At 70.5% G+C, this 19115-nt stretch carries 12 protein-coding genes; 6 read left to right on the top strand and 6 right to left on the bottom strand.

All coding sequences use genetic code 11. The annotated features are described in order from the left end of the window. Nucleotides 1-33 precede the first annotated feature (33 nt). On the bottom strand, nt 34-3840 hold the full coding sequence (locus tag AB0H86_RS02565) for a hypothetical protein (protein ID WP_362432008.1): 3807 nt from the start codon (nt 3838-3840) through the stop codon (nt 34-36). A gap of 148 nt (nt 3841-3988) precedes the next feature. Here AB0H86_RS02565 and AB0H86_RS02570 point away from each other — a divergent pair, with 148 nt between their 5' ends. Continuing rightward, nucleotides 3989-4456 (top strand): ricin-type beta-trefoil lectin domain protein, encoded by a 468-nt coding sequence (locus AB0H86_RS02570; protein ID WP_362432010.1) that lies wholly within the window; start codon nt 3989-3991, stop codon nt 4454-4456. A gap of 398 nt (nt 4457-4854) precedes the next feature. On the opposite strand, the gene AB0H86_RS02575 is transcribed toward AB0H86_RS02570, so the two are convergent. The 3 genes from AB0H86_RS02575 to AB0H86_RS02585 are packed head-to-tail and all read right to left on the bottom strand — an operon-like array spanning nt 4855 to nt 8558. Continuing rightward, nucleotides 4855-5772, bottom strand: a complete 918-nt coding sequence (locus tag AB0H86_RS02575; RefSeq protein ID WP_362432012.1) for an ROK family protein — start codon at nt 5770-5772, stop codon at nt 4855-4857. Between the two features lie 27 nt (nt 5773-5799). Next, nucleotides 5800-6822, bottom strand: coding sequence for a LacI family DNA-binding transcriptional regulator (locus AB0H86_RS02580; RefSeq protein ID WP_362432014.1), 1023 nt, complete (start codon nt 6820-6822; stop codon nt 5800-5802). Further along, nucleotides 6819-8558, bottom strand: coding sequence for a hypothetical protein (locus AB0H86_RS02585; RefSeq protein ID WP_362432016.1), 1740 nt, complete (start codon nt 8556-8558; stop codon nt 6819-6821). Before AB0H86_RS02585 ends, AB0H86_RS02580 begins: the two co-directional genes overlap by 4 nt. A 184-nt stretch (nt 8559-8742) precedes the next feature. On the opposite strand from AB0H86_RS02585, the gene AB0H86_RS02590 reads away from it, so the two are divergent. From AB0H86_RS02590 to AB0H86_RS02605, 4 genes are read left to right on the top strand one after another with little or no spacing between them, the layout of a single operon-like run. After that, nucleotides 8743-9936 carry an extracellular solute-binding protein gene (locus AB0H86_RS02590; protein ID WP_362432019.1) on the top strand — a complete coding sequence of 398 codons (1194 nt, stop codon included), beginning with the start codon at nt 8743-8745 and terminating at the stop codon, nt 9934-9936. Between the two features lie 53 nt (nt 9937-9989). Continuing rightward, nucleotides 9990-10880: a sugar ABC transporter permease gene (locus AB0H86_RS02595; RefSeq protein ID WP_362432021.1), complete on the top strand. Its 891-nt coding sequence runs from the start codon at nt 9990-9992 to the stop codon at nt 10878-10880. Next, complete coding sequence (locus AB0H86_RS02600) at nt 10877-11689, top strand: carbohydrate ABC transporter permease (protein ID WP_362432023.1); 813 nt, start codon at nt 10877-10879, stop codon at nt 11687-11689. The genes AB0H86_RS02595 and AB0H86_RS02600 overlap by 4 nt, the downstream gene beginning before the upstream one ends. Before the next feature lie 29 nt (nt 11690-11718). After that, entirely contained in the window at nt 11719-14907 is a 3189-nt protein-coding gene (locus tag AB0H86_RS02605; RefSeq protein WP_362432025.1) for an alpha-mannosidase, read from the top strand. Nucleotides 14908-14995: 88 nt separating this feature from the next. On the opposite strand, the gene AB0H86_RS02610 is transcribed toward AB0H86_RS02605, so the two are convergent. After that, nucleotides 14996-16192: a restriction endonuclease gene (locus AB0H86_RS02610; protein ID WP_362432028.1), complete on the bottom strand. Its 1197-nt coding sequence runs from the start codon at nt 16190-16192 to the stop codon at nt 14996-14998. After that, entirely contained in the window at nt 16189-18045 is a 1857-nt protein-coding gene (locus AB0H86_RS02615; protein WP_362432031.1) for a DUF4357 domain-containing protein, read from the bottom strand. The genes AB0H86_RS02610 and AB0H86_RS02615 overlap by 4 nt, the downstream gene beginning before the upstream one ends. Nucleotides 18046-18337: 292 nt before the next feature. On the opposite strand from AB0H86_RS02615, the gene AB0H86_RS02620 reads away from it, so the two are divergent. Continuing rightward, entirely contained in the window at nt 18338-19024 is a 687-nt protein-coding gene (locus tag AB0H86_RS02620) for a hypothetical protein (protein ID WP_362432033.1), read from the top strand. Nucleotides 19025-19115: the final 91 nt, after the last annotated feature.

Below are 19115 nucleotides of genomic sequence, written 5' to 3' on the forward strand. Positions count from 1 at the left end.
GGGCCCGACTCCGCGGAGTCGGGCCCCTGGGCGTCAGGTGGCGGGGCAGGGTGGGTCGAAGTCGACCGCCGCGAAGTACCGTGCCCATTCGGCTCTGGTGATCCGCGGGTGCGCACTGTCGCAGATGCGGGTGGCGACCCTGTCCAGGCCGGTGTCCCAGAGCCGGATCGTGAAGTCGTTGCCGCCGGTGGCCAGGGTGTTGCCGTGCGGGTCGAACGCCACGGCCGGTACCGGATTCGACTGGCCGGTGAGGAAGACGGGAGCGGCCGCACCCCTCACGTCCCACAGCGGGATTCTGCCGTCCGCGGCACCGCCCGCGAGTCGGTGGCCGTCCGCGGAGAAGGCCAGCGCGTAGAGCCAGGAGCCGGACGCCCGTAGCCGCGTCACCGTGACCGCCTTCACCGCCTTGACCGTCTTCATCGGGCGGCCGGTGTCGCCGATATCGATCAGCCAGACCGTCTTGTCGGGCCGGTGGACGGCGGCCAGGGTCCGGTTGTCGGGGCTGAACACGCCACCGGTCAGTGAGTCGGATCGGAACGGGGACAGGAGTTCCCTGGGGCTGCGCGGCTCGCTGATGTCCCAGAACCGCAGCGAGCCGGACTCTCCTGTGCTCGTCATCAGTGTGCGGCCGTCGGGCCGGAACGACGCCATCGTGACGTCCGGCCCGCCCTCGGTGATCCGGCTCAGCGGCCGGGGACGGCCGGGATCGGTCAGGTCCCACAGTCCGGTCTCGCCTTTCGCCCACACGACCAGTACGTGGCCGCCGGGGCCGAAGCCGGCCCCCGCGACCTCACCGGCATCGAGGGTGAGGATCGACATGAGCCGGGGTCCGCGTGGATCGGTCACGTCCCAGACGCGGACGGTGCCGTCCTCGCCGGTGGTGACGAGGGTGCGCCCGTCGAGGCTGAACGCCACGGACCGCACGAACCTGGTGTGCCCGCGCAGGAGCGCCAGCGGCCACAGGGCCCGGCCGCCGGTGACCTGCCACAGCCGTACGGTGCCGTCCCAGCTGGCGCTGGCGAGCAGGTGGCCGTCAGGGGCGAACGCCAGGGACGTGACGACGTCGTCGTGGGTCCCGAGCGACAGGTCCCGCAGGTCCAGCAGCCGGTCGGAGGCGGCGAGGGTGCGCCCGTCCGGGCTGAACGCGGCTTGGTAGACCCCACCGGGAATCGCGCTGACGCGCTTCGGGTGTGCCGGGTCGTCGACATCCCAGAGCAGAGTGGACCCGCCGACCGAGGCGAGTGTCCGGCCGTCGGGGTGGAACGCCACCGACCAGACGATCGTGGCATGGCCGGACAGAACGGCCGGTGGCCGCGTCCGCGGGCTGCTGCCGATGTGCCAGATCCGGGCGGTGTGATCCCAGCTGCCGGTCGCCACGGTCCGGCCGTCCGGGCTGAACTCCACCGAGGTCACCGTGTCGGTGTGTCCGCGCAGCACGTCGAGCCGGCGCGGATGCGTGGGGTCGGCGACGTCCCACAGCCGGGCGGTGGTGTCGCCGGTGGTCGCCAGCCTGCGGCCGTCCGGGCTGAACGCCGACGAGGTGACCGCGGCGGTATGGCCGGGCAGGGTGGCCAGCGGCCGCGGATGCCGGGGATCTCGTACGTTCCACAGCCGCGTCGCGCCGTCGGTGTGGCCGGTGGCGATGATGTCGCCGTCGGGCCGGAACGCCACCCACATCGGCGCGGCCGGCTGAACCGGCAGGGTGCTCAGCTCGACGGGCGCCCGCCGGTCCGTCACGTCCCACAACCGCACCGATCGTTCACTCGCCGCCGCAAGGACCCGGCCGCCCTGCCCGAACGCGACCGACAGCGGCCGCCGGGGCTGGTTCAGGACCGCCAGCTGTACGGGATGGTGGGCCTCCCCGACGTCCCACAGCCGGACCGTGCCGTCCCAACTCGCCGTGGCCAGGACCGTGCTCCGCGGGGCGAAGGAGGTCGAGACCACGTCGGAGGTGTGACCGGTGAGCCGACTGATGTACGGCGTCGCGAACGTGCTCATCAGCTGATCGCGGACGTCATCCGTGGCTGCCAGCCGGTACGAGGCCAGGTTCAGCTGCGCGGCGAGCGCGGGGTTCCGGTGCCGCACCTCGGCCGCGTCCGCGGCGGCCTTCCGCGCGATGGCGACGTTGCGCTGCCGGAGCGCCGAGTCGCGCGAGCCGACGGCCAGCGCTCCCGCGGTGACCGCGGTGACCACAAGTACGGTGAGAAGCGTGACCAGTTGCCGCAGCCGGACCGTCCGCCGTCTGACCGCCGCCATCTCGCCGGCCTGCGCCTCGCCGCTCGCGTCGAGGAAGCACCGCTCCCTGGAGGTCAGCCGGCCGGGGTCCGCGGCGGCCAGGTCCAGTGCCGCGGCGAGGCGGGCCCCCCGCCACACGGCGTGCGGGTCGCGGCCGTGCGCCTCCCAGTCGGCGGTCGCGTCAGTGAGCTGCCGGTGCAGGACCAGCCGGTCCCGGTCCTCGGTCAGCCAGCCGCGCAGCCTCGGCCAGCACCGGATGATCGCCTCGTGGGTGATCTCGACGCACCTCTCGTCCAGCGTCACCAGCCGTTGCCGGGCGAGGGATTCGAGCACGAAGGCGGTGTCGGGGCCCGGGTCCAGCTCGTCCCGGGTGATCCGGCGCCTGGTGTCCTCGGTACCGTCGCCCAGCGCGGTCAGCCGGAGGAACAGTGATCTGGCGAGGTTCTGCTGCACCGGCGTCAACGCCCGGTAGGCGGTCTCGGCGGTCTGCGCGAGGGCGTGCTGGATTCCGCCGGCCGCCAAGTACCCGTCCAGGGTCAGGCGACTGCCGCTGCGGCGGCGCCAGGTCTCGACCATCGCGTGTGAGATCAGCGGCAACGCACCTGGCTGACCGGTCGCGTCGGCGACCACGGCCGCCAGCAGCGGGCCGGTCACCGTACAGCCGGCGAGCTTGGCCGGCCGGGTGATGGCCTCGCGCAGCTCCTGGCTGCTCATCGGGCCGACGACGAGCTGCGCGTCGCGCATCGCCTCGACCAGCCGGGGGTCCTGGACGCAGTGGGCGTAGAAGTCGGCGCGTACGCCGAGTACCACCCGGGTCCGGCTGGTCCTCGCGGTGGCGGCGGCGATCAACAGGGCGATGAACGCGTCTCGTTCGTCCCGGTCCCGGCAGAGCGTGAAGACCTCCTCGAACTGGTCGGCCACGATCAGCGCGTCGATGTCCGGTGGGCCGTCGACCGTGGCCTGCCGGATCCGCAGGTGCAGCGCCTCGGGATCGTCGCGCAGTTCGGTCATCAGCGCGCCGGGTGCCTCTCCCGTCACCGCGGCCAAGCGGATCGCGCACTCCTCCACGGGGTGGGGCCCCGGCGTGAAGAGCATCACCGGCCACCCCGATGCCCGCGCGCGAGCGACGAGCCCTGCCCGCAGCAGCGAGGACTTCCCCGATCCGGACGGCCCGAAGACCGCCAGGAACCGGCCCTCACGCACCTTCGCGAGCGCCTCGTCGGTCAGCCGTTCGCGCCCGAAGAAGCGGTCGGCGTCCTCCGGTTGGAACGCCGACAGCCCGGCGTACGGCGTGCTCTGCCGGCTGGTGTCCGCGGGCTCGTCGCCCTGCGCGCTCGCGGCGATCTCGGCGGCGACCGCGTGCCAACGGGATTCCCATGCGCGGCGGTCGCCCTGACACGCCTCGACGTACGCGAGCGTGACACTCAGGCTGGGAAACGTGCGCCCGCCTGCGGCGTCCGACAGCGTCGTGGACGAATAGTGCGCCTTGTGAGCCATCGTCCGGTAGGGGGGCCGTCCCGTCGTCTCGCGCAGCTTCCGCAGGTCGGCCGCGAAGCGCGTCAGCGGACCGGTGTCCAGGTCAAGCGGGCGTTCGGCGCGTGGCATGCCCTTCCTCTCCCGAGCCGTTCCGCGGCCGCGATACGCGGTGATTGTCCGGCTGTTGATGTCCGGCGCCGACGGCCCGGCGCCGGACAACCCCCGGCAGGTAGCCATGGATCAGCGCAACCGCGCATCGACCATGCGGAGGGAAAGCATGAAGGCTACGAAACGACTGGTGCCGCTGCTGGCGGCGATCGCGCTCGCGGTCGGCGCAAGCCTGACGGGACCGCCGGCATACGCCGCGGCACCGCTGCTCAAGTCCAACCTGAACGGCAGGTGCGCCGACATCTTCATGTTCCATCAGGAGAACGGCGCCTCCGTCGTGACGTGGGACTGCCACGGAAACACCAACCAGCAGTGGCGGTGGGACGGTGAGCAGATCCGTTCCGGCATGAACGGGAAGTGCCTGGAGATCTACGCGGCCCATCCGGGTGACCAGGGCTCGGTGGACACGTGGGACTGCAACGGCTCCAGTACCCAGAAGTGGTTTCGCAACGGCACCGAGATCCGCAGTCGGCTGAACGGAAAGTGCCTCGACATCCTGGCCGGCCGGCCTGAGATCGGCCAACTCCTGGTGAGCTGGAGCTGCAACGGAGCGCAGAGCCAGAGCTGGGACTTCTGAAGGGTGGCCCGGCCCGGCACATGATGTGCCGGGCCGGGCCGCGGTCACCGACCGAGCCAATCCACACCTCCACGACTGCACCCGGACAGAAGGCATGTCCGACGGGGACGAGACTCGCGCACCGCGGATGCGACCGGGTCAGAACGGCCCGCAGTCACTCGGACGAGGGTCGTGCCCTGCCGGGGACACCAACGACAACGTCCTCGGGGTCGGGAGGACGCACTCGCCTCTACGTGACCAGGCGATCAACCAGTGCTGGGCTTTCGCCCGCCTAGCACGCGCGATGAGCCGTTCGCCGTATGGCATCGGGCCGCGCGTCCGGCACGTCGCTCGGCGCAGGGCAGGGCAGGGATACCGAACGCCGCCACTCGCGCGGCCCCCGGGCCACCGGGTACGGGCTACGCTTCGCGCGCCGCGAAGACCGCCGCACCTACCAGGGCCTTGTCCTCGCCGTCGCCGTGCACCGACAGGGCGAGTCGTCGGAGCCGCGGGTCGTGGTGGGTGAGGCCGGCGGTGAGGGGTGGGCCTATCAGCGGCCATGCGGCCGTGATGGAGCCGCCGAAGGCCACCGTGTCGGCCTCGAAGGCGGTCAGCCACGGGGCGAGGGCGCCGCCGAGATCGCGCAGGGCCGAGGTGATGACGTCGCGGGCGATGACGTCGTCGGCGGCGGCGAGGGCCGTCAGCTCCCGTAGTCCGTCGACGGGACGGCCGGTGCGGTTCGTGTAGTGGGCGGTCATCGCCCGGGTGGAGGCCGTGTCCTCCAGTGGACCGCCGTCGACGGTCAGCAGGTCGACGCGGCCCTCGGGCGGCACGCACGGGTCGTCCTCGACGAGTGTCCCCCGGTCCAGGAACGCGGAGCCGACCCCGGTGCCGAGAGTGATGGCGACGAGGCGCCGGCTCTGGGTGTGGGCCATGTGCCAGGCGCCGAGCGCGAAGGCGGAGGCGTCGTTGAGGAACCGCAGCCGGGCCGGAGGCCGGTTCAGACGGGGCGTCAGGAGCGTGCCGACGGCGAGGCCGTCCAGCGAGGCGAACTTGCCGACGCCGTGGTAGCGGGCGATGCCGCGCGCGTAGTCGAACGGCCCTGGGACCGCGATGCCCCAGGTGCCGCCGACCGCACGCGCGCCGAGGGCCGTCGCCGAGAGCATGCCGTTGGCGGCCTCGGCGAGCGCGGCGAGGAAGTCCTCGGGGCCGACGCCGGACGTCAGCGGCAGGCGGCGCCTGGTGCCGTCGGCGATCCGGGCGCGGTCGAGGTCGACTGCCGCCGCGGTGACATGGGAACCACCCACTTCGAGGACGGGCACGACGGGAAGCGGCACGGGACCTCCGGAATCCGCCATCGACGCCTACCGCGGTGCCGGATAGTCGACGAGTGTGGTCGCGATGGTCACGCGCCGCGGCGGCTTCGGGACGGTGCTCGCCTGGCGTTCGAACAGCAACTCCGCGGCGGCCCGGCCGATTTCGGCCGGGTCGTAGGAGACCACGGTGAGCGGCAGGTGCAGCATGTCGGCGAGTTCGATGTCGTCGAAACCCGCGAGGGCGACCGGCTCCTCGTCCTTCGCACGGCCCTGCAGGGCACGCAGCGCGCCGATCGTGTTCCGGTTGTTGGCGGTCAGCAGCGCGGTCGGCGGGTCCGGCAGGGCGAGCATGGCGCGCGCCGCCTTCTCCGCGAGCACTCTGTCGCCCCGGTGTCGGCTGATGTACCGCTCGTCGAGCGCGATGCCCGCCTCCTCCAACGCCACCGCGTAGCCCCGGAAGCGCTCGGAACCGGTCCACAGCGACGGCGGCAGGCCGAGGAAGCCGATGCGCCGGTGACCACGGGCGACGAGTCGGCGGCACGCCTCCCGGCTGCCGCCGAAGTCGTCGACGAGGACGCAGTCCACGTCGATACCCATCGGCGGGCTGGCCGCGAGGACCACCGGGAGGTCGCGCAGCTTCTCGCCGCCGAGGTGGCCGTGGTCGTGACCGGCCGGGACGACGACCAGGCCGTCCACGCCGCGGTCCACCAGGTCGGCCACCACCTCCCGTTCGGCAGCCGGGTCCTCCCCGGTACTGCCGAGCACGACCCGTGCGCCATAGCCCACACAGCTCTGTTCGAGGCCCACGGCGAGTTGGGAGTAGAACGGGTTCGCCAGGTTGGTCACGACCAAGCCGATGAGCTCGTTCGGACCGCCCGAACGCAGCCCTCGGGCACGCTTGTTGGGGCGGTAGCCGAGGGCCGCCACCTCGGCGAGCACCCGTTGGCGGGTGGCCTCGCCGATTCCGCGCTGACCGCTCAGCGCACGGGAGACCGTCATCGTGCTGACGCCGAGGCGCGCGGCCACGTCCCTCATGGTGAGGGCCTGTTCGGCATCCGAATGTGAGCTCATACCACCTGTGCCTTTACCAGACGGACCGGCTCCGGCCCTGGATTGTGCACGCGGTAGGCGGTGACCGACGCCGGAATTGCGAGAGTCTCGGCATAGTGTACGGAGTGCTGGTGCCCGGCGGCGGTGGTGATGAGCACGCCCTGCCCGTCGACGACGGTCAGCACGTGGAAGCGGCCGTCGGTCTGCTGCTCGGCGGCCCCGCCCGGCTCGACGGCTATCCGGTGCACCTGGAAGAACATCTCCGGCAGCGCGCCGAGCACCTCCTCCCGCCAGCCGTCGCCGGCGCGCAGCGGCCGTGGCCGCTGGACCAGTTCACGGGCGACCGCGGCACCCGACCGGGCCGGGTCGAGGTTGCGGAAGGCGTGCTCCACGTGCACGGCACGCTGCCGGTCCGCCGGGTCCCGCCGCAGCCAGTCGTAGAACCGCAAGGAGTACAGGTAGGGGGTGGCACTGACTTCCAGGACGACATTGCCCTCGCCGCTGCCGTGCGGTGTACCGGCCGGAACCAGGTACAACTGCCCGGCCTCGGCGGGAAATACCTGCACATACCGCTCGATGTCGAACGGTGTGCCGTGCGCGTCGGCGGTGTGCGCGCTGTGCTGGAACTCCTCGAGGTCGGCGCCCTCGCGAAGTCCGAGGAAGACCTTGCTGTCCGCCCCGGCGCGCATCAGGTAGTAGGTCTCGTGCTGGGTGTACGGCCAGCCGAAGACGTCGCGCATGTCGTCGGGTCTGGGATGGCAGTGGACGGACAGGTTGCCGCCGCCGTCGGTGTCGAGGTAGTCGAAGCGGACCGGGAACGACGCGCCGAACATCTCGTACACGGCCGGGCCGAGCACGTCCACCGGACAGAGCGCGACGACGAGCTGGAACGGCACCTCCACACACCTGGAGGCGTCGTCGCCGAGCAGGACCCCGCTCTCCGGCGCGATCAACTCGTAGCCGAGAGCCGTGTTCTCCGCGTCCGGGTTGTGACCGAGCGTCTCCTGTGCCCAGTGCCCGCCCCACGGCGTCGAGTTGAAGGTCGGTCGGGTACGGAAGGGGCGGGTGGCGAGCGACCGGCAGGTCTCGCGCAGCGCCTGCCCACCGATCGACGTCGCGGCGACGGTATCGGTAACGTCGATCCATCGGTCGATCCGCTCCGCCACGTTGTCGCGATGGCGGTCGAGCAGCGGCCAGTCGATGTAGAGCAGCCGCCGCAGGGTCGGCGGCTCGTCCTCGGGCGCCGCGAGGTTGCGGCCCCGGCCGTGCTTGACCGCCGCCTCCGCGTACCGCTTCGGCAGGTCGACCCACCACAGGACGTCGGCGTCCCCGAGCGCGGCGCCGGGCCCGAGCAGGACGCGCAGCGCGCCGTCCTCGCCCGGGTCGGCGAGCGCCGCCAGGGCGGCAGGGTCCATCAGGTCGAGGAGGTCGCCACTCGCGAGTCTCGCGAAGTCGGGGTCGTCCCGCAGCTCGTCGGAGTCCGTGAGCCGCCGCACCGTGTCCCAGTCGCGCACCGCCGTCCGGACGTCCGCGATCTCCACCCGGATGCGCCCGTCGTCGAACGCCGCGTGCAGCCCGGCGGCGACGGCGGCCCAGTCCAGCACCGCGGGGCCGTCCACGGCGAGGATCCGGGTCCCCTTCGGGAGCGTCCCGGCCGCGTCGGCCCAGCCGACGGCGACCGTGTCGGCGAGGACCGGGTAGCACGGCGTCGGTTCGTACTGCGGCACTTCCGTCTTGACCTGCGAACTCTGGCCCATGTCACCAATCCCGCGAGATACGTTAACGCGACTACTTCTCAAATTGCCTGCGTGCCACTACGTTACCGATAACTTACCAGGGTCGGTGATCGACATGCCACAGGAAATGAGCCGGCGCAAGGTGTTGGCGTCTTCTTTCACAGGCATCGCCAGTCTTGCGCTCAGCGCATGCGCACGAGGTTCGATGAGTCGGCCCGCACCGGCCGACGTGGTCTCCCTGTTCAACGACAACCCCACCTGGGCGCCGGGTTTCCAGGCGGCGGGCAGGCGGCTGCGGCCGCTGTCCGGCTTCCGGCTCGCGCCGCGGGCGGTTCCCAACGTCAGCAACTACCAGCAGATCGTGCGCATGTCGGCGCGGACCGACTCCACGGCTGATCTCATCAAGTGGTGGAACGGGTACCGACTGCGCGACATCGCCCGCGCCGGGATCCTCGCCGACGTCACCGACGCCTGGGACGAGGCGAAACGGCGCGGCTGGAGCGACGACACCGCGTTGCGCTCCACCTTCACCTACGAGGGAAAGCAGTACGGCGTCCCGCTCTACAAGTCGTACTACGTGGTCTTCTACAGTCGGCCCGCCTTCGAGCGGCTCGGTGTGGACGTGCCGACGACGTGGCAGCAGTTCCTCGACGTGGTGGACGCCGCCCACGCCAAGGGCATCACGCCGATCTCATCCGGCGGCGCGACCGACTGGACGTCGTTGATCTGGTTCCAGCAGCTGGTCAACGGGCTCGACCACGGCTTCTACCAGGAGCTCACGGCGGGCAGGGCCTCGTACACCGATGATGTGTGCCGACGCGCGATGGCCCTGTGGAGCGACCTGTACCGACGGGGTGCCTTCTCCTCGCCCGACGCGTCGACCTCTGACCTGCCGGGCCAGTTCACGCAGGGCACCACCGCGATGTGCCTCTTCGGCACCTGGAACACCGGGGCGTTCCTCGACAACGGGGTCAAGGAAGCCGACCTCGGCGCGTTCCTGCTGCCTCCGCCGCCCGGCGGCACAAGCTCGGTGATCGTCGAGAGCGGCGTACTGGCGGTGTCGGCACACGCCCACAAGCTCGACGCCGCCCACGCCGTGGCACGCGCCTGGCTCAACCCGGCGGTCCAGACGGCGTGGTCGGGATTCTTGCGGGACACCTCCGCCGACCCTGGCGTCGTGCCGAACGTCGGCACGGTGCGCCAGGTCGCCGCCCAGGTGCGACGGGAACGGCCGACGCAGGCCATCCGCTACTGGGAGGCATCGCCCCCCGTGCTGATCGAAGGGAACGTGCAGGAGTTGAGCGCCTTCATGATCGACCCCACACGCGCCCAGGCGACGAAGACCCTAACGAACATGCAGCATCGAGCCGACAAGGAGTGGAAGGTGTGGACGTCCTGACCCCTGCCGACCCGGCAGCCAGACAAACGGGGTCACGCCGGCCCCACTCCCTCGTGCCCGACCCGCGCTCCGAGCGCCGTCGCGCCGCCGCCTGGGTGGGCGCGTTCCTGACGCCCGCCGTGGCGCTGATCCTTCTGCTCCTGCTCGTGCCCTTCCTGACCACGGCATGGCGCAGCCTCTTCGACGACAACGGCGTCACCGCGCGCTTCGTCGGCCTGTCCAACTACGTCGCGCTGTTCACCGACCCCGACTTCGGCCGGTCACTGCTGAACACCGTGCTCTGGGTGGTGGGCACGCTGGTCCTTCCCGTGCTGCTGGGCCTGCTCCTCGCGGTGCTGACCCACTCGGTGCGCTGGGGCGCCATGGCCCGCACCGCCGTGGTCATCCCGTACGCGCTCTCCGGCTCGGCGACGGCGCTGCTGTGGACGTTCCTGCTGCGGAGCGACGGGGCGGTCAACCAGACGCTGAGCGCGGTGGGACTCGGCGGCTGGCAGCAGGAGTGGCTGCTGCACTGGCCGATGAACACCCTCGTCATGATCGTGGCGACGACGTGGCAGGCGACCGGGGCCTCGTTGATCCTGTTCCTGATCGGGCTCCAGACCATCCCCTCGGAAACCATCGAGGCCGCCCGGCTCGACGGCGCGCAGGGCCTCCAGCTGTTCCTGCGCGTCATCCTGCCGCAGCTGCGGCCGATGACCGTCGTGGTGGTGGGCATGTCCATCGTCAACAGCCTCAAGACCTTCGACATCGTGTGGCTGCTCACCCAGGGCGGCCCCGGAACGGCCTCCGAGACGCTCGCGCTGACGATGTACCGGCAGACGTTCACCCTCAACCGATACGGCTACGGCGCGGCCGTCTCCGTCGTGCTGACGGTCGTCGTCATCGCCGCCTCCTGGCTGTACCTGCGGCGTCAGGTGCAGCAGCGGTCTGGGGAGGGAGTATGACCGGCCGAACGGCGCGTGGCGTCCTGGTCACCCTGATCTCCGTGCTGTGGCTGGTGCCGACCTGGCTGGTCGTCGTCAACGCCTTCACCCCCACCACGGAGTACACCGGATCCCCCCAGTGGTGGTTCAGCTCCCCCGGGTTGTTCTCCAACATCCGCGCCGCGTTCGACAGCGCCGATGTCGGGCAGGGACTGCTCAACACCCTGATATACGCGGTGGTCGGCGGGGCGGTGGCGGTGGTGATCGCGGCACTGGCCGCGTTCGCCGTCACCGTGATGCCGGTGCGGCGGCCCGGACTCTGGTTCTGGTTCATCTTCGTCGGCACCGTGCTGCCCCTCCAGACGTTCCTGACCCCGCTGTTCACCGGGTACGCCACCACCAATCTCTACGACACCCAGTACGGCATGGTGCTGATCTACGTGGCGCTGACGATCCCCTTCGCGTTCTTCGTCAACCGCAACTTCATGCTCACCGTGCCCAAGGAGATCTCCGAGTCGGCCCAACTCGACGGCGTGAACTGGCTGTCGATGTTCCTGCGGATCCACCTGCCGCTGGCCAGAAGCGCGCTGCTGGCCGCGTTCATCTTCCAGTTCACCTGGATCTGGAACGACCTGCTGTTCGGCATCACGCTGTCGCTCAGCCCCAACGTGCGGCCGGTGACGGCCACGCTGGCCGACCTCAGCGGCAACTACGGCACGGTGGGGCCGCCCGTCGTACTCGCCGGCGCGCTCGTCGCCTCGGTGCCGACCGTGGTCCTCTTCTTCGTGTTCCAGCGCTTCTTCGTCAACAGCCTGCGGCTCACGGCCTGAACCGAACGACCCTGAGAGAGAAGTGACACATGACGACGCGAGCCCTCGTACGCGATCGCCGCTGGTCCACCGACAAGGCCCGGACGAACATGATCGGCCTGGCCGTCGCCGCCACCGCGCGGGCCGGCGGCACGGAACTGCGGGCCCTGCCGGAACACCTCGTACGACAGGGCGACGACGGCGCCCGGCGCAGTGTGCGGATCCTCGTCTCCGGCGACGCACCGGACCACGACGCGTGGACCTTCGAAGTAGAGGTCGCCGGCCGTGGCCGGGTGCCCGTGGAGGTGCTGCCCGCGCCCGGCGGGCCACGCCTCATGCTCCCCCTGGAACACGACCGCCGCGACGTGCGTATCACGGCCCGGCGCGGCGGCGCGTCGGCGGTGCTCGCCTTCGCGCTGGAACCACCCCGCGACTGGACGATCCACCTGGTCCACCACTCGCACCTGGACATCGGCTACACCGATCCGCAGGGCACGGTTCTCGGCGAACACGTGGCCTTCCTCGACTCCTGCCTCGACCTGACCCGGGTCACCGACGGCTGGCACGACGACGCCAGATTCCGGTGGGCCGTGGAGTCGCTGTGGTCGTTCGAGCAGTGGGCCGCCGCCCGGCCGCCGGAGCGGGTCGCGGAGTTCATCGAGCGGGTCCGCGCCGGCCAGATCGAGCTGACGGCCATGCCGTACAACCTCCACAGCGACACCTGCTCCACCGACGAGCTCCACGAACTGCTGCGGTCGGCCCGCCAGGTGAGGGACACGTACGGGATCGAGTTCCGCTCGGCCATGCAGACCGACGTACCCGGCTCGGTCGCCGGGCTGCCGGACGCCCTGTCCCCGCTGGGCGTGCGCTATCTGTCGGTGGCGCACAACTGGGCCGGACGCTCGGTGCCCACCATCAACGGCGGGGCACGGTTGCCGCGCCTGTTCCGGTGGCGTGCCCCGTCGGGCAAGGAGGTGCTGGTGTGGATGACCGACAGCCCCCACGGCCTGGCCTACATGGAAGGGCCCGTACTGGGCTTCAACACCTCCTACGCCATGGTGGACGACCTGCTGCCCGCCTACCTGACGTCGCTGGCGACCAACCCGTACCCGTTCCCGCCCGAGGAGTACGGCTCGCCGGCCCCCGCTCCGGGGGAGCGTGAGCCCTACCCGTGGGACATGCTGCATCTGAGGGTGCAGGGCCACTTCGGGGACAACGCGCCGCCCCGGCTGATCCTCGCCGAGACCGTACGCCGCTGGAACGAGACATGGCACAGTCCCAGACTGCGGCTGTCCACCAACACCGACTTCTTCACCGACGCCGAGGCCCGCCTCGGCGACGCCATCCCCGCCTTCGAGGGCGACTGGGGCGACTGGTGGGTCGAGGGCGTCGGCTCGGGCGCCCGGCCCCAGGCCATGGTGCGCCGCGCCCAGTCCACCGTCACCGACGCCGCCACCCTGTACGGCATCGCCGCCCTGGCCTCCCCCGCGGGACCCACCACCGCCCTGGCCACCGCCGCCCGCGGCGGCGCCGACCAGGTGTACGAGTCGGTGTCCCTGTTCAACGAGCACACCTGGGGCGCCGCCGACCCGTGGACCCATGGGGACGCGGGCGGCGAGTCGGGCGAGCAGCAGTGGCACTGGAAGTACGGGTACGCGCTGCGCGGCGACAACGACGCCGACACCTTCCTCGACCACGCCTCGGCCGCACTGGGCGCCGTACTGCCCGCCGCGGCGGCCGCCGACGTGACGTACTGGGCCGTCAACACCACGGCGGTCGCGCGCACCTCGGTCGTGACGGTGTTCCTGCGCGAGAGCCGTGTCCCGCTCACCAGCCGGGTGTCGGTGACGGACGGCCGAACGGGCGTGGAACTGCCGGTGGTTCAGGAGACGCAGACCAACCCGGTCCACCGGGACGCCGGGCGGTGGCTGCACGTCCATGTGCCCGATGTGCCACCGTTCGGCCTCGTACGGCTGGACGTGACCGCGACCGGCGAGAGCAGCGGCGAGGGGGCGCCCCCTCTTCCGCTCCGCCTCGACCAGGACGACGAGCACAAGGACCGCGCGGTGCCCCTGCCCACCGCGGACGACCTGATCCTGGAGAACGAGCACCTGCGCGTCCGCGTCGACCTGACCACGGCCTGCGTGGCGAGCCTCGTCGAGAAGGCCACCGGTCGCGAACTCGTCGACCAGGACGCCGTCGTCGGTTTCAACGGCTACGTCTACGACACGTACACCACCGCGGGCGGCTACAACCACCAGGCCAACAAGATGACGGTGAGCGAGGAACTGGAGCTCCTCGGCTCCCGGACCCTGGCCCGGCCCGCCGTGCTCCTCGAACGCGTCGACGACGCTCTCGGCGCGCGCCTCACCTACGAGTACGCGGCGGACGGCGTCCGCCAGGCCCGCACCACGGTCAGCCTCGGCCGCGACGACGCGCACCTGGTGATCGACAACCGGTTCGACAAACCCGCCACCATGACGAAGGAGAGCGCGTACCTCGCGTTCCCGTTCGCGCTGTCGCAGCCCACCGTGCACTACGAGATCACCGGCGCGCTGACCGGCACCGGCCTCGCGCATGTGCCCGGCGCGCCCCAGCACATGCGTGCCGTCAGGTCGTTCGTCTCCCTGTCGGACGACGACGGCCCCGTCGCCTGGATCACCAGGGACGCGCCGCTGGTCCAGCCGGAGACCATCGCCCTGCCCTACGCGCCCTTCCCCGACTCGATGTCGCCGCGACAGCCCGGGACGGTCTACTCCTGGGTCCACAACAACCTGTGGGACACCAACTTCCCGTCCCAGCAGGCGTTCCACACCACTTTCCGGTACGCGGTGGGCGTCCGCCGGAGCGGCGAGAGCATCGACGCCGACGCGCTGGCGCTGCGCACCGCCTACGAGGTCGACCACCCGCTGATCGGCGTGCCGGCCCACGGTGCGCCCGACGCGGACCGGCCGGCCGAACTCGCGCTGCTCTCCGTGGACGACGCGCGCGTCACGGTCCGCGACGTGGCCCCGGTGCCGGGTGACGACGGCGTCGACCTGCTGATAAGGCTCCAGTCCTTCGCCACGGAGCCGGGCACGGTCCGGCTCAGGTGCGGCTTCCCCGTCGCGGGCGCGGAGCGCTCCACCTATCTCGGCGACCCCGACGGCCCCGCCGCTCTCGACGGCGACGACATCCTCGTGGAGATCCCCCGCCTGGGCACCACCGCGGTGCGCGTGCGCCTTGGCACGGCGGGGTAGGGCGTCGCCCGGCACCGTGGGTTCCGCAGAATCGGGAGCGGTGGGAGCAACGTGGTCGGGGATCAGTCCGGGCAGAATGCGTGTTCGATCACGCTCGCACCATGCTCGCGGTCAAAGCACTCACCGCCCTGAGAAGTACCGACGGGGCCTGGCCGAGATCGAGAGCGTGCTGGTGCAGCACGATCCCGGAATGGCGGACCATGTGGCCAACGTGTGGTGCGTTGCCCTTCGCGTACACGAGGTGCCCGTTCTTCAGTCCTAGGGATGTGCAGTACGCCAGCATCTGGTAGAGGTCGGCATCGGGATAGCCCTGCGGTCTGCCCGCCTTGTACTTCGCGTCGGCCACAACCAGCGGAACTCCGGACTCCCCGTACCAGACGAGGTCCGGTCGCATCCGGATGGCGCCGCCTTCATCCAGGTAGATGTTCCTGGCCTGCAGCGTGGCGTGCCCGCCATATGCAGCCAGGGCCTCGCGGAGCGCGACGCAGACGAAGTCCTCGAAGACCTTGTTCATATCGAAGAGGAAGCCGTTCATCCGCAGCCCGCCCGGCAGATGCTCAGCCGACGCCCCGTCCAGCACGAGGCCCGCCAGATGGAGGGCGTGGTGGTAGCGGGCGTTGAGACGGTTCGGCTGCCATCCCGGGACCGGCTGTCCCCTCACGAGCGGGGTGGCATTCGCGAGCCTTGCCCGGTGGTGCATCAGACGCGTGCGTACGGCGCAGGGCACGCCGGGCAGGCGCAGCAGTCGTTCAACTCCGGCTCTCAGGATGCGATTCTCGGCGATGTCCGTGGTGAACTCGTCGTACGCGGTCTCAACGGGCAGCGAGGCACCGAATCGGCGCCGGATCTGCTCGGCTTCGCGGATCCTGCCTCGTACGACGAACGCTGTGGCTTCGGTGGGCCGGTAGCCCTGCAGCAGCCCCTGCTGTAGTGCCCGGTCCGTCTGCCGCTCGACTGCGTGGGCGAAGGCGGGCAGCAGTTCGTCGTGTCCGGCGATGTCGACGGCTCCGTCCCGCCAGCCGCGCGGGTCCAGGCTGTAGCCAAGAAGGAAGAACAGGCGCCCGATGGGCACTTTGGGCGTGATCCGCAGCCGGACGGTCTCGCCTCCCGGAACCTCGAGCGCTACGGCCCCGACCTTGCTTCCCGCCCGCAGCCGCCACAGCCCCGGCTCGTACGGATCGGGTACGGCGTCCACGACTTTCGAAGTAGCCAGGGCCCGCCCTGCCGAGTCCGGGAGGGACACGACCTTCGCCGGGGCGTGTTCGACGAGGTGAACTTCGGTCACGGCGTGCCGGGGCCTTCCCCGGCGTCATCCGCTTCCGGTGCCCTGCGCGCGGCCACGGCGGCCTGTAGCGCCGCCAGCCCGTACCGCTTCTCGATGTCCACGCCTTCCCCGTAATGGTGTTCTTCCAGCAGGGGCAGGATCTTTGTCCGCCAGGTGCGTTCCAGTCCGCCCTCGCGGTAGACGCCGGGTTTCATCAGGTACGACGGCCCGAGCCGGAAGTCGGCGTCGTCGATACGGGCGTTGAGAGCGTCGAGCAGGTCGGCCGGCTCGGCGTCCTTTCCCTCGCCCTCCAGCCAGCGGCGCAGAAGTCCCTTGGTGGGCTCGGTTCTCGGCGAGAGCTCCACGAAGGCGAACCGCCGTCGCATCGCCGCGTCCACCAGCGCGATGGACCGGTCGGCGGTGTTCATCGTGCCGATGACGAACAGGTTCCGGGGCAGGGCGAAGTCCTCGCCCGAGTAGGTCAGCCGGACCGACTTCTTGCGGTACTCCAGCAGGAAGTACAACTCACCGAAGACCTTGGCCAGATTGGCGCGGTTGATCTCGTCGATGATCAGGAAGTGCGGGATGTGCCCCCTGCCCTCCAGGCGGGCGAGGTCGGCCAGTTCACGAAGCGGACCGGGAGTCAGCCGGAACGCGACCTCGCGTGTGTCCGGGTCTTCCCGGGGCCGGAACCCCTCGAAGAAGTCCTCGTAGGCGTAACTGGGGTGGAACTGGACCAGCTTGACCTGCTCCGGGCCGCCGCCGAGGAACTCGGCGAGCTCCTGCGCGAGGTAGGTCTTGCCCGTTCCGGGCGGCCCGTAGAAGATCAGTTGACGTTCGTCCCAGAGCAGGTCCCGTACCTCGCTCAGCCATTCGAGTCTGTCGACGTTGAGCTTCTCGCGCAGCGCCTCGTCGGGGTGGGGGAAGTCCAGTTCACGGCGGGCGGCGATGGCCTGAATCGCCACGCCGGCGGTGTCGGCGGATTCCTCGGCTGCCTTCTTCAATTCGTCGTCGGAGAACCAGAGTCCGTCGAGGATGCCCTTGACCGCCGTCAGATCGACCAGGTCGTGTCCGGCGTTCAACTTCTGCTGGAGTTCCTCAGGGAGCTTTTCGTACGGGTAGCCCTCGCTCCACTCCACCGGGCGCCGCAGAACGCTCCGCCCGTCTTCCGAGATGACCTGCTCGGCGTTCCCGGTGACCTCACCCATGTACAGCTTGCCGCCGGGGAACACACAGACGGTGTCTCCGGGCCTCATCCGGGAGAGGAATGCGTGGAACTCGTCGACGAGTCGGGCCTTCTGGCTGTAGGCGACCGCCGATTCGTAGTCCTCGTCCACGATGGCGCGCAACTGCTCCTTGCTTACGCCCGGGGACACCCCTGGCCTCAGCCGATCCGCGGCGAGCGTCACACGGCCCTCGGTCAGCCACTCCTGGTCGACCGTAGGGAAGCCGGTGACGTTGGGGTCACGGACCAGCCAGGCGCGGCTGGGGCCGGCCGATGCCTGCTCCAGGAAGTCGGCGAGAGGCCGACCGTCGGTTGTCTTCCACTCCAACCAGCCGTTGGCGCTGCGGCCGAGGAGGATCTCTGCCGCGGCGGACGGTGAGTTGCACTCGACGTCACTGACCACCTCGAGCCACCCGGGCCAGGTCGTCGTCTCCTTGATCCTGCCCTCTTCCCTCAGTTGCTCCCGCAGCCGGTGGGAGGACGGCATTCGCAAAGGGAAGGAGGGTACGACCTCTGGGCGGGCCGGCGAACCGGCCAGGACCACCATCTTCTGGCTGCCGTTGGTCCCCTTCTCCGTGAGCAGCCGCCCGCGCGCCGACGGCCCACCGTGCGGCAGACGCAGCAGGAACTCCGGGTACTCCTCGGTCATCCGTCTCCTCAGTCGCTCAGGTCAGTGTCAGGAACTTGCGCGGGACAAGGCCCTGGCCGCCCTCAGGAAGCAGGCGGACAGTCCCGGCAAGCAGGCCCTCGGGCTCGGCTGCGAAGGCCGGGGCTGTGGTCCGGGCAGCGTCATGACACGGCATTCGGGCATTCTCCGGGCAGTGCGTGCCCGGATCACAACCGCAGTGGCTTTTCCGGCCAGCGAGCGGAGCACGGATTGCCCTCCGAAGCGTGCTGCGCCCATGATCTGTTCCGATGGGGCACGGTCATGAGGGGGAACAGTGAGAAGCGGAACGACGGCGGCGACGGGGAAGCCACAGGCGGAGGCTCTGCCCGCGGCACTGGGCATGTCCGTGTCGGAGCTCGTACATGCGGTGGGCGGCTTCGAGTGTGAGCCGGCAGAGATGGTTCGGGCCTCGGTACGGACGGCCGAGCGTGCGTTCGCCGAACTCGACGCGTGCGACGACGTGATCGACAGGGCCTCGGAGATCGGAGGGAAGGTTGCGGACCGCCTGCGCGTACATCTCTCGGCGGAGTCCGCGGCGGAGATCCCCGCCGAGCTGGTCGAGCTGGAGACTGTCGCTGCCCGGGTGCGAAGCACCGATGAAACCCGTCGGCTGCTGAACCGCGTGCTGGGCAGGGAGGACCGGGATGCGTTCGCTCCCATGGCTGTCGTCCGCCTCACCGCCGATGACCTGCCAAAGCTCCCGTCTGCCTACACCGAGCCCGACGACTATACGGACCTGCTCGCGGTGGCCGGCCGCGAAGAGCAACTGAGACCCCAGCTGAAACTCGTGCACGCGGACCGGATTGTTCGCGTTGCCTCACACCTGGTGACCGTGGTGGAACAGGTCGCCGCGGTGGGCTTCGCGGACAGGCGATTCGCCGGTGAGTCACTTCGCGAGGCACGGCGCTCGTACGAGTTGTGGCAGCGGTGCCTGGCCGAGCGCCGACGGGACCTGAGCTAGGCGTTACCGATCTGACCGGCGCCCCTTCCCTCGGGGCGTGGTCTAGCGTGACGATGAGCACCTGCCCCGGCTCGCTCGTCCCGAATGTGAG

Source organism: Streptomyces sp. NPDC050997, from assembly GCF_040660135.1.
Lineage (GTDB): Bacteria > Actinomycetota > Actinomycetes > Streptomycetales > Streptomycetaceae > Streptomyces.

Excerpts from the sequence above, each read along its gene's own strand:
- AB0H86_RS02565 (WP_362432008.1), bottom strand. The coding sequence starts at position 3,840 with ATGCCACGCGCCGAACGCCCGCTTGACCTGGACACCGGTCCGCTGACG.
- AB0H86_RS02570 (WP_362432010.1), top strand. The coding sequence starts at position 3,989 with ATGAAGGCTACGAAACGACTGGTGCCGCTGCTGGCGGCGATCGCGCTC.
- AB0H86_RS02580 (WP_362432014.1), bottom strand. The coding sequence starts at position 6,822 with ATGAGCTCACATTCGGATGCCGAACAGGCCCTCACCATGAGGGACGTG.
- AB0H86_RS02585 (WP_362432016.1), bottom strand. The coding sequence starts at position 8,558 with ATGGGCCAGAGTTCGCAGGTCAAGACGGAAGTGCCGCAGTACGAACCG.
- AB0H86_RS02590 (WP_362432019.1), top strand. The coding sequence starts at position 8,743 with ATGAGTCGGCCCGCACCGGCCGACGTGGTCTCCCTGTTCAACGACAAC.
- AB0H86_RS02600 (WP_362432023.1), top strand. The coding sequence starts at position 10,877 with ATGACCGGCCGAACGGCGCGTGGCGTCCTGGTCACCCTGATCTCCGTG.
- AB0H86_RS02605 (WP_362432025.1), top strand. The coding sequence starts at position 11,719 with ATGACGACGCGAGCCCTCGTACGCGATCGCCGCTGGTCCACCGACAAG.
- AB0H86_RS02615 (WP_362432031.1), bottom strand. The coding sequence starts at position 18,045 with ATGACCGAGGAGTACCCGGAGTTCCTGCTGCGTCTGCCGCACGGTGGG.